The 16,066-nt window shown below is 65.4% G+C and carries 14 protein-coding genes; 5 read left to right on the top strand and 9 right to left on the bottom strand.

Annotated elements, in window-relative coordinates; genetic code table 11:
* Positions 1-13 precede the first annotated feature (13 nt).
* From AC07R0_RS03705 to AC07R0_RS03690, 4 genes are all read left to right on the top strand, one after another.
* Positions 14-1,882 carry a cytochrome P450 gene (locus tag AC07R0_RS03705; protein WP_495103840.1) on the top strand — a complete coding sequence of 623 codons (1,869 nt, stop codon included), beginning with the start codon at positions 14-16 and terminating at the stop codon, positions 1,880-1,882.
* Positions 1,883-3,292 (top strand): hypothetical protein, encoded by a 1,410-nt coding sequence (locus AC07R0_RS03700; RefSeq protein WP_495103839.1) that lies wholly within the window; start codon positions 1,883-1,885, stop codon positions 3,290-3,292.
* Positions 3,293-3,450: 158 nt separating this feature from the next.
* Positions 3,451-4,257 (top strand): DODA-type extradiol aromatic ring-opening family dioxygenase, encoded by an 807-nt coding sequence (locus AC07R0_RS03695; protein ID WP_495103838.1) that lies wholly within the window; start codon positions 3,451-3,453, stop codon positions 4,255-4,257.
* Between the two features lie 55 nt (positions 4,258-4,312).
* On the top strand, positions 4,313-5,467 hold the full coding sequence (locus tag AC07R0_RS03690; protein ID WP_495103837.1) for a toxin-antitoxin system YwqK family antitoxin: 1,155 nt from the start codon (positions 4,313-4,315) through the stop codon (positions 5,465-5,467).
* 109 nt (positions 5,468-5,576) lie between these two features.
* Here the strand turns inward: AC07R0_RS03690 and AC07R0_RS03685 are convergent, their stop codons facing one another.
* Positions 5,577-6,074, bottom strand: a complete 498-nt coding sequence (locus tag AC07R0_RS03685) for a DUF2917 domain-containing protein (protein ID WP_495103836.1) — start codon at positions 6,072-6,074, stop codon at positions 5,577-5,579.
* Between the two features lie 117 nt (positions 6,075-6,191).
* Here AC07R0_RS03685 and AC07R0_RS03680 point away from each other — a divergent pair, with 117 nt between their 5' ends.
* Positions 6,192-7,178, top strand: a complete 987-nt coding sequence (locus AC07R0_RS03680) for a LysR substrate-binding domain-containing protein (RefSeq protein WP_495103835.1) — start codon at positions 6,192-6,194, stop codon at positions 7,176-7,178.
* On the opposite strand, the gene AC07R0_RS03675 is transcribed toward AC07R0_RS03680, so the two are convergent.
* From AC07R0_RS03675 to AC07R0_RS03640, 8 genes are all read right to left on the bottom strand, one after another.
* Positions 7,166-8,611, bottom strand: a complete 1,446-nt coding sequence (locus AC07R0_RS03675) for an N-acyl-D-amino-acid deacylase family protein (RefSeq protein WP_495103834.1) — start codon at positions 8,609-8,611, stop codon at positions 7,166-7,168. The two genes, AC07R0_RS03680 and AC07R0_RS03675, sit on opposite strands and share 13 nt — an antisense overlap.
* Positions 8,608-9,516 (bottom strand): MurR/RpiR family transcriptional regulator, encoded by a 909-nt coding sequence (locus AC07R0_RS03670; protein WP_495103833.1) that lies wholly within the window; start codon positions 9,514-9,516, stop codon positions 8,608-8,610. The genes AC07R0_RS03675 and AC07R0_RS03670 overlap by 4 nt, the downstream gene beginning before the upstream one ends.
* A gap of 8 nt (positions 9,517-9,524) precedes the next feature.
* A complete protein-coding gene (locus AC07R0_RS03665; RefSeq protein ID WP_495103832.1) occupies positions 9,525-10,808 on the bottom strand; it encodes an amino acid deaminase in 1,284 nt (427 codons plus the stop codon).
* 2 nt (positions 10,809-10,810) lie between these two features.
* Positions 10,811-11,782 (bottom strand): ABC transporter ATP-binding protein, encoded by a 972-nt coding sequence (locus tag AC07R0_RS03660; protein WP_495103831.1) that lies wholly within the window; start codon positions 11,780-11,782, stop codon positions 10,811-10,813.
* A complete protein-coding gene (locus AC07R0_RS03655) occupies positions 11,779-12,846 on the bottom strand; it encodes an ABC transporter ATP-binding protein (protein WP_495103830.1) in 1,068 nt (355 codons plus the stop codon). Before AC07R0_RS03655 ends, AC07R0_RS03660 begins: the two co-directional genes overlap by 4 nt.
* 4 nt (positions 12,847-12,850) lie before the next feature.
* Positions 12,851-13,690 (bottom strand): ABC transporter permease, encoded by an 840-nt coding sequence (locus tag AC07R0_RS03650; protein WP_495097019.1) that lies wholly within the window; start codon positions 13,688-13,690, stop codon positions 12,851-12,853.
* 12 nt (positions 13,691-13,702) lie between these two features.
* Positions 13,703-14,644: an ABC transporter permease gene (locus AC07R0_RS03645; RefSeq protein ID WP_495073868.1), complete on the bottom strand. Its 942-nt coding sequence runs from the start codon at positions 14,642-14,644 to the stop codon at positions 13,703-13,705.
* Between the two features lie 64 nt (positions 14,645-14,708).
* On the bottom strand, positions 14,709-16,031 hold the full coding sequence (locus tag AC07R0_RS03640; RefSeq protein ID WP_495103829.1) for a lactonase family protein: 1,323 nt from the start codon (positions 16,029-16,031) through the stop codon (positions 14,709-14,711).
* Positions 16,032-16,066: the final 35 nt, after the last annotated feature.

Below are 16,066 nucleotides of genomic sequence, written 5' to 3'. Positions count from 1 at the left end.
CAACGGAGCCCCCATGACCCCACTACTCGCCGCCTTTGACGACGCGCAGATCTCGGCTTTCCAACAAAACCGCCTGCTTTTCTCCTGGCTCAATGACGATCAACAGCGTGCCGCGCTGTACCAGGAATTACTACAAACCCCGCGCGTGCTGCAGTTCACCAGTTGCGCCGACACCAAGATCCACGCCAGCGACGCTGGCGACTCGGTCTACCACCAGCAGGTCTACCTGCTGTCGCAACGCACGCACATCGAACAGGCGCTGACCAACACCGAATGCTTCAGCAACTCGCCCTACCTGGCGCTGGGCAGTGGTACCTTCATGCTGGGCCTGGACAAGGACCAGCCCACACCCGCAACCGACGAGCACAAGGCCCAGCGCCAGTTTGCGATGAGCGCCTTCAAGTACGACGGCCGCACCATCGCCGCGCTATCGGCGCTGGCCTACCAGGCCGCCGCCGTACTGCCGCTGAAAACCCGGGAGTTCGACCTGGCCTATCTGAGCGAGCAAGCCGCGCTGCGCTTTGTCGGCTTCCTGTTCGGCTTTGCCCAGTCCGACATAGGCCTGCTGGAGCAGACCATGCGCCTGGCCTACAACGGCATGAGCTACCAGATGTTTGCCCGCCACTTCGTCGCCAACCCTTTCGCCGTGCCCCAGGCCTCGGGCGCGATGGGCATGCTGCTGGTACGCGTCGGCCAGCTGATCGACCAGTACCAGAAAGCTATCGGCAAAAAAGAGCAGGATGAAGTCGCGTCCCTGCAGCAGGAGCTGAAAGACCTGCAAACCTTTGCCTTCCCGCCCCAGGGCGCGCTGCTGCTGAAGGATTTCGAGCCCGTGCTGCCACGGCTGGCGCGCACGGCGGCACAGTACTCGGGCACCGAGCTGGCGGCCATCGTGGTCGGCTCCATCGCCGGCATCATCGGCAATGTGCAGGCCAGCGTCAGCATCGCCATCAGCCAGTTCTTCACGCTCGGCCAAATGCCACTGGCCCAGGCCGCCGCGTTGCGCGCAGCAAAAAATCCAGCCGATGCGGGTGCGCTCAGCGCGCTGATTTTGGAAGCGCTGCGCCTGCAGCCACCCGCGCCATTTTTGCCGCGCCGCGTGCTGAAGGACAACCCATTTGGCGACACGGACGGCGTGCGCGTCCCGGCCGGCTCCCTCGTTATCCTGGCGGTGGGCGCTGCCACCCGCAACGACGGCCAGCCCCATCCGCACGAGTTCCGCGCCACGGCCACTAAGGACGATCCGCTGATCTTCGGCGGTGACCCCGGCGACCACCTGCACCAATGCCTGGGCAAGTACATCGCGATGCCACTGGTAGCTCAGGTGGTGCAGCAGGTGCTGCTGCTACCCGGCCTGGCGCAAACGCTGGACCCGACCACCGGTGAACCGAACCGGCTGCAAAAGCACTGGGGTTTCAACTGCAGCAGCTTCCCACTGCAGTTCACCGTGGACAAGCGCGTCATCCAGCAGTCGCTAAACGTGGTGATGGAGCTCAAGAAGCCCCTGGCCGTGCACGCCGAGGCGCTAAAGCAAATCATCGTCTACGGCGCGCCACGCATCGAGCTGCGGCTGCAGCAGGCGCGCCATGTGCACTTCGCGTTCTTCGAATTTCTGGAAAACGACAGCAAGCTGGTGCTGCACACCATCTTTGACGGCGACTTCGACGCCTACATCGAACACTTCGCGCTGCAGATCGGGCCGCTGTTTGACCTGCTGTTCGAGCACATCGAAAACGCTCCGCCATTGCCGGTGGCCGAATTCCCCAAGGAATTCATCGACGCGATACGCCTGCACAACAAGCAGCCCGCCGGGCGTTATTTCTACAGCGCCTACCCGATGCGCACCGTGGCCGACATCAACGCCAGCCCGGAGGTCCGCTAAATGCCGCACACCGCCCGGCTTGAGAAAGCCCACATCCAGAACATCGTGGCCAATGGCTACGACTTCCACCACAGCCGCTACTTTGTGCTGAGCATCATCCAGGTCGATACGGCGCGGCAGTTTCTGCGCGCGCTGCTGGACGGCGGCTGGGTCGTTTCGGCCACCGCCTCGCGTGCCACTGCCGCGCGGCTGAAGGCCCTGCAGCGCTGCCCGGTCGGCATAGGCTTCACTTTCAAAGGCCTGCAGCAGCTGCAGCTGCCCTCGGTGTATCTGCGCGCCTTCCAGGACCGTGCGCCGGCCTTTGCCGAGGGTGCCTACCAGCGCGCAGCGCACCGCCTGGCCGACACCGGCCCCAGCGCCGCCGAGCTGTGGGAGGACGGCTTCCGCCCCAACACCGCGCACCTGTTCCTAACCCTGCATGCCGACGCCGTGGCCGAGCTGGACCAAGCGCAGGCCACGCTGCAGCAGTTGGCCGACGACGCGTTCGCGCCCGAAGGCTGGACCGCCGCCTTCCAGGGCGGCCACCTGAACCACGACCGCAAAAAACGCCGCATCCACTTCGGCTATCTGGACGGCATCACCAACCCGCTGGTCAACGGCCTGCACCCGCATGCCGCCCACTATGCCGAGCTGAAGATTCCGCCCCAATTCCACGCCCCCGGCGAGTTCCTGCTGGGCCATGAAAACGACGAGGGCTATAACCGCTGGCTGCTCAGCAGCGAAGACGAGCCGGTGCGCCAGTTCTTTGCCAACGGCAGCTTCTCGGTGTTCCGCAAGATGGCGCAAGACACCGCGGCGTTCGAGTCCTTTGTGGACAAGGCAGCCGGCGATGCCCCCTCGGCCGACTATGTGCGCGCCAAGCTGCTGGGCCGCTGGCACGACGGCCGGGTACTAGACGAAAGCTCACCCAACCAGCCCGGACCAGACCACACGCCGCAGACAAACGCCGAGCTGAACGACTTCGACTTCTCGACCGACAAGCAAGGCCTGGGCTGCCCCTTCGGCGCGCACATCCGGCGCATGAACCCGCGTGCCGATCCGGTCGTGCCGTTCCGCCGACGTCCACTGCTACGCCGTGGCATTCCCTACGGCCCGGCAGGTGGTGGGGCCGACAGCGACCGTGGCCTGCTAGGCCTGTTCTTCTGCGCCAGCCTGGAGGACCAGTTCGAGCACCTGGTGTCCGAGTGGGGCAACAAGAACCCGTTTGGCACCGGCATCCAGGGCACAGCCAAAGACCCACTGATCGGCAACCACGAAGGCGACGGCGGCCAGTACGACATTCCCATGGGCGGCGGCGTCAACAAGCCACTGACCGGCTTCACACCGTTCGTCACGACACGCGGCACGCTGTACACGATGTTCCCCAGCCTGCCGGCGCTGCGGGTACTGGCCGAACCACCGGCAGGCTGATGCAAGCCAAAGAGGCCTCCAGCGCAGGTATTACCTGCACCATCAGCTATCAATAAAATAGCAACCACAAATCTGAAAGCCCCCTCCGTGGGGCTTTCCTGCAATTAGTGAGCAGCTGCGCTATAAAACGCCTTTCGCCCACAGAAAGCTCCCGCCCCATGACCACCACCCTGCCCACCTATTTCATCTCCCATGGCGGTGGCCCCTGGCCCTACATGGAAGAGATGCGCCCCATGATGCGCGTGCTGGCCGAGTCGCTGGCCGACATGCCACGGCAGATCGGTGTCACCCCCAAGGCCGTGCTGTGCATTTCGGCCCACTGGGAGGAAAGCGCCTTCACCGCCATGTCCAGCCCCCAGCCGCCCATGTTGTACGACTACGGCGGTTTTCCACCCCACACCTATAAGGTGGTCTACCCCGCGCCCGGCGCGCCGGAACTGGCCCAGCGCGTGGTGGACCTGGTTGCCGCCGCCGGCCTGCCCGCGCGTCTCGACCCGCATCGCGGCTTTGACCACGGCACGTTTTCGCCCCTGGTGGTGATGTACCCGCAGGCCGATGTGCCGGTGCTGCAGCTGTCGCTGAAGACCGGGCTGGACCCAGCCATCCACCTGGCGCTGGGCCGGGCCCTGGCGCCGCTGCGCGACGAGAGCGTGCTGATCGTTGGCAGCGGCCTGAGCTACCACAATCTGCGCATGTTCGGCCCGGCGGCCAGAGCGCCGTCCAAGGCTTTTGACGACTGGCTGCAGGACACCGTGGCCGCCGCCCCGGCCGAGCGCGAGGCCCGCCTGCTGGCCTGGGCCGGCGCGCCTTCGGCCCGCCTGGCGCACCCGCGCGAAGAGCATCTGATCCCGCTGATGGTGGCTGTGGGCGCCGCCTTCAACGACCCGGCCACCTGCGTCTACCACGAGGATGCCATGTACGGCGGCGTCACCGCCTCCAGCTTCCGCTTCGACACCAAGGCTTAAACAGGCTGCTAGCGCAGATACAACCTGCGCAAGCAGCTACATATTCAATAGCAAAATGCATTTCCCCTCCCTCACCGCCCTGTGCGCGGCCCTGCTCTGCGCCAGCGCGGCCCACGCCATCCAGGACTGCGAACTCAACGGCCAATCCGTCAACCCCGACAACGGTAGCACCACCGCCGGCAAGACCGGCATCATGCGCTGCAAGGACCGCGACACCGGCCAGCTGACCCGCGAAGAAGAGCTGCAGAACGGCCGCTCCATCGGCCTGGACCGCTTCTACCAAAACGGCAAGCTGCTGCGCGAACGCCATGTCAACGAACGCGGCAACAACCACGGCCTGGTGCGCGAATTCGCCCCCGACGGCACGCTGCTGCGCGAGTCCACCTACGACAACGGCAGCGAAGTCGGCCTGGTGCGCCGCAACCACCCGACGGGCACTCTGATGCGCGCCACCTACTACGGCACCGGTAACCAGGGCGAACTGGCCTATGCCGAACTGACGCCGCGCGGCCAGCTGCGCGCCCTGCGCTGCGGCGACAAACCGCTGCTGGCGCCGCTGGTGGACGACGCCAAGCTCTGCGGCTTCGGCGGCAAACCCGCCCAGGTAGAGATGTTCAACGATACCGGCGTGCTGCAGATGCGCGCCAGCTATGCCAACGGCCAGCGCCAGCGGCTGGAGGACCTGTACCCCAGCGGCAAGCCGGAGCGCGTGGAAGAAACCAAGGACGGCAACCGCTCCGAGCGCCGCTTTGCCGAAGACGGCGTGCTGCGCCGCGAAACCCTGTGGCAGCTGGACGGCAAAACCTCCAGCAAGACGCTGGAGCGCGAATTCTCTGAAAGAGGCAGCCTAGTGCGCGAGCAGAAATGGGCCGAGCGCCGCGCGGTGAGCGACGCCAGCTTCTACCTGAACGGTCAGCCCAAGAGCCGCATGCTGTATAGCCGCGACGGCAACACTAATTACGTGGACGAAACCGACTTCTATGACAGCGGCAAGCCATCTCGCACCGGGCGCTACATCCAGACCGACCGCTACAACCAGACCCCTATAGGCACCCACCAGTCCTTCAACGCCCAAGGCAAGCTGGTGGGCGAAGCCATTTACGACAGCCGTGGCCGCATCAGCCGCGAACGCGACTGGGACGACGACGGCAAGCTCTTGCACGACGACGAGGTGTTTGAAGACGGCTCGCGCAAGGCCTACGCCAAATAAAAAAGGGCGCTGCATCACGGCAGCGCCCCATAGGGTGGATTTATAAGAAATCGGCCCCTAGCGCAGGAAATACCTGCGCAAGTAGCTACATATTTAATAGCAACCCAGCTCAGGCAGTGCGGCCACGCCCGGCCACCAGGGTGTCGCCCAGGCCGACCAGGCCCATGGCCAAACGCCCGACAGCCGCGGCGGCGGAACGCAGGGCCAATGCCAGGTCGCGGCCCGGCTGGACCACACCGCCGCGCCATTGGGCACCGGCACTGGCGGCTTCCTGACGGCCGTCCCAGACCGCCTCGGTCTGTGGCTCCCAGCTGAAGTAGGCAGCCTCCGCCTGACTAGCCTGGGCACCCAGGTACCAGGATTCAACCACCAGGCGCTGGCCTGCTTGAAGCGTCAGGCTATCGCCGGCATGGAGGATGTGATCGCCTAGCACCATGGTGTGGCCGGTGTGCGGGCCGTCCATGGTGGCCCAAATCTTCCCCTGCGCCACACGGAACACGCCAGGCTGACGCGGTTGCAACGTGGTAGCGTGCCCCGCATCCAGCTTCCAGCATTCCGTCAGAGCGGCCGCAGAAAGAGTGGATTGCAATGCAAGGGTGGTAGACATGGTGTACTCCAGATAATGTCGTTTTGGGAATGAATCATCGTTCTTGTCGTTCACGGGGTCCAATGAAATCGGACCGGGTTATTGATTCCCAAACCGCATGAATGGCACACTCCCCCCATGCTCCAACCGCAAACCCATTTACGTACCCGCCCCATCAGCGTGGGCCAGCTGCGCGCTTTCACCGCCGTGGCCCGGCACCTGAACTTCCGCGCCGCCTCCGAAGAGCTGGCACTCACCCAATCGGCCGTCAGCCGACAGATCCAGGCGTTGGAGGAAGAAGTCGGCGTACCGCTGTTCCTGCGCCACACCCGGGCTGTCGAGCTGACCGGCGCGGGCTCCCAATTGATGCGCAGCGTGACGCACGCGCTGGAGCAATTGGACAGCACGGTGCGCATGATCCGCCGCAGCGCGGGGCGCAAAAGCGTGGCCGTCAGCACCTGGGCCTCGTTTGCGTCCATGTGGCTGATCACCCGGCTGGAGGCCTTCCAGAACGAATTCCCGGACATCGACATCCGCATCGACGCCACCGACAACCTGATCGACCTGGAAACCGCCGATGTGGACCTGGCCCTGCGCTACGCCAAGGCCGACATGGTGCCGCCAGGCGCGGTACGCATGTTTGGCGAACAGCTGACCGCCGTGGCCAGCCCCTGGCTACTGAAAACCGGCCAGCCCCTGGTGCGCGGCGAAGATCTGGCGCATTTCGCACTGATCGAGGCTGGTGACGCACACCGTGCGAACCACCTGGAATGGCTGTCCTGGCGGCGCTGGTTTGAGGTGCACCAGCTGGAGCATATAGAACCCAAACGCTGGATGTTCTTCAACTACGCCCATCAAATCGCCCAGGCCGCGCTCACCGGGCAAGGCATCGCGCTGGCGCGCATGCCGCTGATTGCCGACAGCCTGGCCAGTGGTGATCTAGTGGAAATACTGCCGCATATGCGGCTGGACTCACCCGTGGCCTACTGGATGGTGGTCGGCCCGCGCAGCGCAGACCGGCCCGAAATCAAGGCCTTCTGCGCTTGGCTGCAGCTACAGGCCCTGGCGACCCGCAAAGCCATAGGCGATGCGCCGGACCCGGATACGGTAGATCACTTCGACTGACGCGTGAGCATGCGCCCAGCCCGCTGCAGCACGCCGTCGGCACCGGCTTCGCAGGCCAGCTGGCCGTTGACGAACACCTGTTCGATGCCGATGGAGCGCTCCAGCGGACTCGCGTAGCTGGCCATGTCCTGCACCCGTGCCGGGTCGAACACCACCACATCGGCAAACCAGCCGGGTTGCAGCTGGCCGCGCTGCTGCAGGCGGAAGTTGCGCGCCGACAGCCCCGTCATCTTGTAGACCGCCTGCTCCAGTGTGAACAGCTGCTCGTCGCGCGCATAGCGGCCCAGCACGCGCGGGAACGCGCCCCACAGGCGCGGATGCGGATGCTGGTCGTGCGGCAGGCCGTCCGAGCCGATCATGCTCAAGGGATGGGCCAGCACGCGCTTGACATCGTCCTCGTGCATCTGGAAGTAGCAGGCGCCGCCGGGCTGCAGGCGCTGGCAGGCGGTTTGCTGGTCTACGCCCCACTCGGCCGCGATGTCGGCCAGCAGGCGGCCCACCATCTCCGGGTGCGGGGTCGACCAGCTGAGCAGCACGTCGATCACGCCGTCCACCAGGTCCTCGCGCAGCACGGTGGAGCCGGCCAGGTAGGGGTAGACGTCCATGGCCACGCTCTGCCGTTCGGCCAGCTTCTCGATCAGCGGCAGGGTCTGCAAGGTACGGCCCCAGTTGGCCGGGCCCGCGCATTTGTGGTGCGAGATGATCAGCGGCACGCCGGCGATGTGGGCGGTGTCGCCGGCCTCATGCAAGGCCTCGATGATGGCCGCCATCTCGCTGCGCAAGTGGGTGGCGTAGACGCCGTCGAACTGCGCCACCACTTGGGCCAGGCGGACCACCTCCTCCATGGGCGCGGCAAACGCCGGCTCGTAGAACAGGCCGGACGACAAGCCCGTCGCGCCCTGGGCCATGCAGTCGGCCAGCAGCGCGCACATGCGCTCCAGCTCCTCCGCGCTGGCCGGCTGGTCCATGTCGGCCATGCAGGCAAAGCGCAAGGTGGTGTGGCCGATCAGCGAAGCCACATTCACCGCCGGCTGGGCCTGGTCGACCGCCACGGTATAGGCCTCAAAAGCCGGGTATTTGAACGCGTCATGGCCCAGCAGATTTAGCGGCGGCAGCGGCTGCTGTACCTGGTAGGGCGCGAGCGAAATACCGCAGTTGCCGGTCACCACCGTGGTGATACCCTGCGACAACTTGGGCCACATGCCGGGCGATTGCAGCACCAGGTTGTCGTCGTGGGTGTGCACGTCGATGAAGCCGGGCGCGATCACGCGGTAGCGGCAGTCCACGCGCTGCAGCCCGGGCAGATCTATGGCGAGCTTGGGGCCCATGGCGGCGATGCGGTCGCCCTGCAGCAGCACGTCGCCCACCCAGGCGGGCGCGCCCGTGCCGTCGATGATGCGGCCCTGCTCCAGCAGCACAGCGGCTTGCGTCATGCGCCGTCTCCGGGCTCGGCAGGGTCTACGCCCCAGCTGAGCTGCGGGTGGTGCCGCATATCCACGCCGCGGGTGCTGAGGATTTCATGCACACCACTAAGACGCTTCACCGCCTGGTCGCCCAAACGCTGGGCCACCAGTACCGTCAAAATTTCGATCACCGTCAAATGCACCAGATAGGCTTCGGTGCCGACATGCATCACCGGGTCTTCAGGCACATGGATGCCGAGCACGATGTCGGCATGCTGGGCCAGCAGGCTGTCTTGCTGGGTCAGCGCAATCACCGTGGCGCCCTGGCTGCGCGCCACATCCACCGCCTCGATCAGCGAGGGCATGCGCCCCACATGCGAGATGGCAAACACCACGCCGCCCGGCATCTGCGTGGCGGCCGACACCAGCTGCAGATGCATGTCCAGATAGGCATTCGCCACCAGCCCCAGGCGGAACAAGCGCGCCTGCATGTCGGATGCCATGAAGCTGGATGTGGCACCGACGCTGTAGCAATCCACCCGCGTGGCCGCCGCCATGGCGCGGGCCGCGGCTTCCACCGCCTCCACGCTCAGTTGGGCAGGCACGCTGTTGATGGCCGAGGCCGCGCCCTTGATGACCTTGGTGATCACCTGGGCCGCATCGTCCTCCAACCGCACCTTGCGGTGCAGGGGCGAGCCGCCAACCGCCATCTCCTGCGCCAGCGCCAGCTTGAATTCACGCAGGCCCGGATAACCGAGGTCGCGGCAGGTGCGCATGATGGTGGGCACCGAGCTGCCGGCGCGCTGGGCCAGGGCTTCAAAACTTTCATCGAGCACGCGCTCGGGGTCTTGCAGCACCAGGGCCAGCACCTTGCGCCGGCCGGCCGGTGCGCTGACCATCAGGGCCGCGATTTTTTGGAGTACGCCAGAGGACATGCAGGCTTTCAGAAACAGGTGACCAGCGCATCACAGACGCCATAGTCGGCATCGACCACCGGCATCCAGCGCCATTTGTCGAAGGTGGTGCAAGGGTGCGAAATCCCCAGCGCCACACGGTCGCCGACCTGCAGCAGCGCGCTGCCAGCCTCGGTCCAGCGCAGATAGGCATGCTGGTCGTTCAAAGCGCTGACAGTCCAGTCGGCAGGTGCGGTGGTGATGCTGCGGCCGCCGCGCGGGCTGTAGGCAATCGGCGTGGGCAAATCGAGGTCGTACGACAGGTCGCGCCGCCCGACGGCCAGGATCGCCAGGCCCGGTTCGGGGCAGGACTGCACGCTGGCCCAGACTTCGATCGCCGGGTGCAGGCCGTCCTCGCAGCCCAGGCGCTGGTTCACCGCATTCACCATGCGCTTGTAAAAACCGTGGTCGTGCGTCACATAGCAGCCCGAGCGCAGCAGGCCTCGCACCGGGCGCGACAGCGCAGGCTTCAGTTGCTCGGCCACCAGGTCAAAAATCGCCGAGCCGCCGGCCGTGATCAGCACTTCGTCGTCGGCAAACCAGCCTGCCGCATCGCAGGCCTGGGCGATGGCGGCAACGCGCTGCATCAGCGCATCGGCGTAGGCGCTGTCGGGCTCGGTCTTGCCGCTGGCGCCGCCGCCTTCGTAGCATTCGATGCCGACCAGGCGCACTGCCGCGCTCTGGTGCAGGCGCTCGGCCAGGGCCAGCGCATCGGCGTGGTTGCGGCAACCGGTGCGGCCGCCGGGCACGCCGATCTCGATCATCACTTCAAACGGAGTGGCTTGCGGGTGGGCGTTGAACCAGGCTTCGATCAGATCCAGCTGGGCCAGCGAATCCACCAAAAAGGCAATCCGCAGACCGGTGAATTCCTGCTGCAGGCTCTGTATGCCCTGCAGATCGGAGGCGGTCAGCACCTGGTTGGCGATCAGGCAGCGGCGTGCGCCGGTGGTGGCGCCGGCACGCACCTGGCTGACGGTGGCAAAGGTCAGGCCCCAGGCGCCCGCATCCAGCTGGCGCTGGAACAGCTGGGGCGACATGGTGGTCTTCCCATGCGGCGCCATGTCGACACCGCGCTCGGTGGCGAAGCGCTGCATCCACGACAGGTTGTGCGTCACCGCGTCGCGCTTGACGATGGCCAGCGGCAGCGGCAGATCGCCGTCCAGCACATTCCAGCCTTGTGCTGCTACGGCAGAACGGCGCAGCGGAGCCGTGTTCTGCGGAAAGCCTTTGAACGAGGCGTCGAGTTGGGGGTCCAGGATATCTTGCAGAGTCATATTCATTCCATGTTCACCAGGGGTAGATCATCGCGCAGGCAAGCCTTGAAACGGCCCTGCCCCATGTCCTTGAGTTCAGGCCGCTGCTCGGCACACAGCGCCATCGCGTGCGGGCAGCGGGTACGGAAGACGCAGCCAGACGGCGGGTCGATCGGGCTGGGGATGTCGCCCTGCAGCGGCACGTGCACGCTCTTGTGCTGCGGGTCGGGCTTGGGCGATGCGGCCAGCAGCGCCTGGGTGTACGGGTGCAGCGGCTGGCTGAACAGATCGGCTGTAGGCGCCACCTCCATCACCCGGCCCAGGTACAGCACGACCACGCGGTCGCACAGGTATTCGACCACGTCCAGATCGTGCGAGATGAACAGCATGGTCAGCGACAGCTTGTCGCGCAGGTCGCACAGCAGGTTCACCACCTGGGCCTGGATGGACACGTCCAGTGCCGACAGCGGCTCGTCGGCGACGATGAATTCAGGCTCCACCGCCAAGGCACGGGCCACGCCTATGCGCTGGCGCTGGCCGCCGGAAAATTCGTGTGGGTAGCGTGCCGCGTGCTCAGGCCGCAGGCCCACGGTTTCCAGCAATTCGGCAATGCGCGCGGCGCGCGCCTGCTTGCCGGCATGCAGGCCATGCACCTGCAGCGCTTCACCCAGAATGTCGCGGATGCGCATCTTCGGGTTCAGGCTGGCATACGGGTCCTGGAAGATCATCTGCAGCTTGCTGCGCAGCGCGCGCATGCGGCTGTCGGACACTTTACCCAGGTCTTCGCCGCGGTACAGCACCTGGCCTTGCGTGCTTTCCACCAGGCGCAGCAGGGTTCGGCCTATGGTGCTTTTGCCGGAGCCCGACTCGCCCACCAGGCCCAGGGTTTCGCCGCGCTGAATGGCGAACGACACGTCGTCCACCGCGCGCACCGGACGCGTGCTGGCGCCGAAATACTTGTGCAGGCCGCGCACCTCAATCAGGGCCTCGCTCATGCGGCCTCCTTGTGCTGCATCACGTTGCGCTGCTCTATCGGCAGCACGCAGCGGGCCCAGCGACCCGGACCTTCGGCATTCAGCGTCGGCATGGCTTGCTGGCACAGCGGCAGCGCCAGATCGCAGCGCGGTGCGAACGCGCAGCCGGGTGGCGGTGACAAGGGACTCGAAACCTGGCCTCGGATCGCGTACAGGCGGCGTTTGCCGTCTGCGTTCAGCGCGCGTTTGCGCTGCTGCGCCGGCAGGCAGGCCAGCAGGCCCTGGGTGTAGGGATGGCGCGGCTGGGCAAACAGTTCGACCACGGGAGCCGCCTCGACGATGCGGCCAGCGTACATCACCGCCACCTCGTCCGCGTGGTGGGCCACCACGCCGAGGTTGTGGGTGATGAACAGAATGCCCATGCCGGTCTCGGCCTGCAGGCGCCGCATCAGCGCCAGGATCTGCGCCTGGATGGTCACGTCCAGTGCGGTGGTCGGCTCGTCGGCGATCAGCAGCGTCGGGTTGCAAGCCATGGCCAGCGCAATCATCACGCGCTGGCGCATGCCGCCCGACAGCTGATGCGGATACTCTTTGACGCGCTGGGCAGCAGCCGGAATCTCCACCAGCTCCAGCATGCGCTGGGCGTGGGCCATGGCGGCAGCGGCGTCCAGGCCCAGGTGCAGGCGGGCCGATTCGGCGATCTGCTCACCGACGGTGAAGACCGGGTTCAGGCTGGTCATCGGCTCCTGGAAGATCATTGCAATCTCGTTGCCGCGGATGGCGCGCATCTGCGACTCAGGCAGCTGCAGCAGATCCACCGTGCGGCCGTCGCGCTGGGTGAACAGCGCCTCGCCGCTGACCTGGGTGCTGGCGCTGCGCGACAGCAGGCGCATCAGGGTCAGGCTGGTGACGGACTTGCCCGAACCAGACTCGCCTACCAGCGCGGTGGTGCGGCCCGGGTGGATCTGGAAGCTGACATCGGCCACCGAGCGGATCAGGCCTTCGTCAGTGTCAAAAAAGGTGCTGAGATGGCGTACATCCAGCCGTGTGTGGCTGGGAGTCGGGGGGGTCGTGGGGATAGACATAGTTTTACAGGGACTTCTTCAGCCGGGGGTCCAGCAGGTCACGCACACCATCGCCCAGCAGTTGCAGCGACAGCGCCGTCAGGATGATGGCCAGGCCGGGGAACAGCACGATCCACAGCGCCTGCTGCGCATACTGCTGGCTGCCGGCGACCATCGTGCCCCAGGTGGGAATCTCGGGCGGCACGCCGACCCCCAGAAAGGACAAGGCGGCTTCGGCCAGGATGGCGTAGGCAAAGATGAACGAGGTTTGCACCAGGATCGGCGACATCAGGTTCGGCAGGATATGCCGCCACAGAATGCGCCCGGTGGAGACACCGAGCGCACGTGCGGCTTCGACAAACAACAGCTCGCGCACCACCAGCGTCGAGGCACGCACCACCCGCGCCACCCGTGGCGTGTAGACCAGCACCAGGGCCAGCACCACGTTCAGCATCGACGGGCCCAGGATCGCCACCAAGGCGATCGCCAGCAGGATGTCAGGGAAGGACATCATCGCGTCCACCACCCGCATCACCGGCGCATCCAGCTTGCGAAAGAAGCCGGCCAGCAGACCGAACAAGGTACCAAAAACGATAGCGCCTCCCGCAGTCAGTGCGGCGATGGTGAGCGAATAACGCCCGCCAAATGCGATACGGGCGAACAGGTCGCGGCCGAGTTCATCGGTGCCCAGGATGTGCTCCATCGTCGGTTTGGACAGGCGCTGGCTGACTGCTGTGTCGTTCGGGTCAAACGGCGTCAGCACGCTGGCAAAAATGGCCACGATGACCACCAGCAGCAAGCAGATGGCGGCCGCCAGCACGATGCGGCGGCGGAATAGTTTTTGGAGAACGTGGGGGATTTTCATAACGGAACAAGCTCAATACTTCACACGTGGATCGACCAGCATGTAAAGCAGATCGACCAGGAAATTGATGACCACGTAGATCACGGCGATCACCAGCAGAGCGCCCTGGATGACGGGATAGTCGCGGCGCAACACGGCGTTCACCACCAGGTTGCCAACGCCAGGCAGGCCGAACACGGTCTCGGTCACCACCGCGCCGCCGATCATCAGGGCCGTGGTCAGACCGAGCACGGTGACGATGGGCACCAGCGCATTGCGCAGCGCGTGCTTGAGGATGACGACCTTCTCGGTCAGGCCCTTGGCGCGGGCGGTGCGCACATAGTCCTCTTCCAGCACGTCGAGCATGGACGCGCGGGTGAAGCGGATGATCAGCGCCGAATTCAATACGCCGAGCACGGTGGCCGGCAGCACCAGATAGTGCAGGCGCTCGCCCAGCGTCGCGCCCGGATCGCCATAGCCAGACACCGGGAACCAGCCCAGCGCCACGGCAAAAATCTGCATCAACACCAAGCCCAGCCAGAAGCTGGGAATGCTGGCACCGAGCATGGCCAGCCCGGTCACCACCTGGTCGATCCACTTGCCGCGGTACACCGCAGAAACGATGCCGCTAGGTACGCCGATCAATGCGGCAATGGCCACCGCCAGCAGGGCCAGCAAGGTGGTGGGCTCGGCCCGCTCCCACAGCGCCTGGGTCACAGGGCGCTGCAAGAAGATGGACTGGCCCAGGTTGCCGTGCGCCAGCTCTTTCAGCCAGTAGCCGAATTGCACCACCAGGGGCTGGTCCAACCCGTATTCGCGCTGCACGCGGACAATGTCTTCGGCCGTGGCCTGGTCGCCCAGCAGCACCGAGATCGGGTCGCCGGACGCGGCCCGCGTGAGGATGAACACCAGTACCGCTACCAGCGCCATCACCACCAGCATGCCCGCGATGCGGGAGGCAATATAGCGATACACAGAATTTCTCCTCAAGCAAACCAGCCGCAGCAGCGAAAGCCCGCTGCGGATATTTTCAAAAAACCTACGCAGAGAACTCTATCGAGGATGCACTGCCCACCGCCACGTACTGGCCAGTGAATTGAATGTCGCCCTTGGTTACCCGGAAGATGGTCACGTTGTCGCCTTGCTTGTTATGGCAGACGTACAAGAACTTGCCGCTCGGGTCGAGGGTACAGCTGCGCGGGTAGTTGCCACGCGTCCACTCTTCACGCACCAGCTTAGGCTCGCCAGCAGCATTGATCTTGAACAGCGAGATCGAGTCGTGCAAGCGGTTCAAGGACACAAAGTGCTGGCCATCGGGCAGCATGCGGATGCCGGACGCATAGCTGGTGCCTTTGAAGCCCGGCGGCAAGGCCGAGGTTTCGCTCACCAGGGTCAGCACACCCGTGCCACTGTGGTAGCGCATGAAGGCAATCGTCGATGCCTCTTCGTTCACGAGGTACAGCCACTTGCCATTCGGGTGGAAGCAGAAATGCCGCGCGCCCGAGCTTTCCGACACCGCCACGCTGCTGGGCTGGCTCAGCACGCCCGTGCTGCGGTCGAACTTGTAGGAGATCACACGGTCCAGGCCCAGATCGGCCACCAGCACAAAGTTGCCGCCCGGGTCGCTGTGCACCATGTGGGCATGCGGACCGTCGTGGTCGCTGGTGGCAAAGCCCTCATGGGACAGTGCGGCCTTGGGCACCACATCGGCGCCGGGTTTGCACTGCGTGCCGCCGCAGGCATCCACATCCTTGTAGACAGCCACTGGCTTGTCGGCATCAAAGCCGCCATCGGTGCGCAGCGCGATCACGCTGACATCGCCACTCGAGTAGTTGGCGGTGAACAAGAAGCGGCCGTCCGGGTGGACGCTGATGTGCGCCGGGTCCTTGCCGCCGCAGGCGATCTCGGCGACGAATGACAGCGCGCCATTGGCCTCGATGCGGTAAGCCGATACCGAGCCGCCGCTGTCCGGGCCGGCCACCGCAGAGAACTCGTTGCCGGCATACAGCATGCGCAGCGATGGGTGGCGTGCCAACGAGGCCGGGTTGCGCAGCTTGCTGGCCGCGTCGCCGGTATTCAATACCGCTGCCGGTGCACCGGCGATGGGCATCAGCGCGCCGGTTGCACTGTTCAGCGCGAACTGGTGCACGCCCAGGCCACGGCCTCCGCGCCAGGGCTTGCCGCCATCGGTGTAAGTACCGACGTACGCGTACACCGGGCCAGAGCTAGCGGCTTGCGTGCTCAGCGCGGTCAAACCCCAAGCTCCCAGACCAGAAACGACGGCCGTGGCTTTAAGAAAGTGTCTGCGGCTGGCAGCGGTGTGGTCATAGTGCAATTCCTGGTCAGTAACACGAGATGGCATGGCATTTCCTGTGAATGGGTGGAAGGGACGGGACG

The sequence above is a fragment of the Rhodoferax sp. GW821-FHT07F03 genome (genome assembly GCF_059418745.1).
Note: the sequence above shows the minus strand (reverse complement) of the source record. Positions and strands in the feature narration are given on the sequence as shown.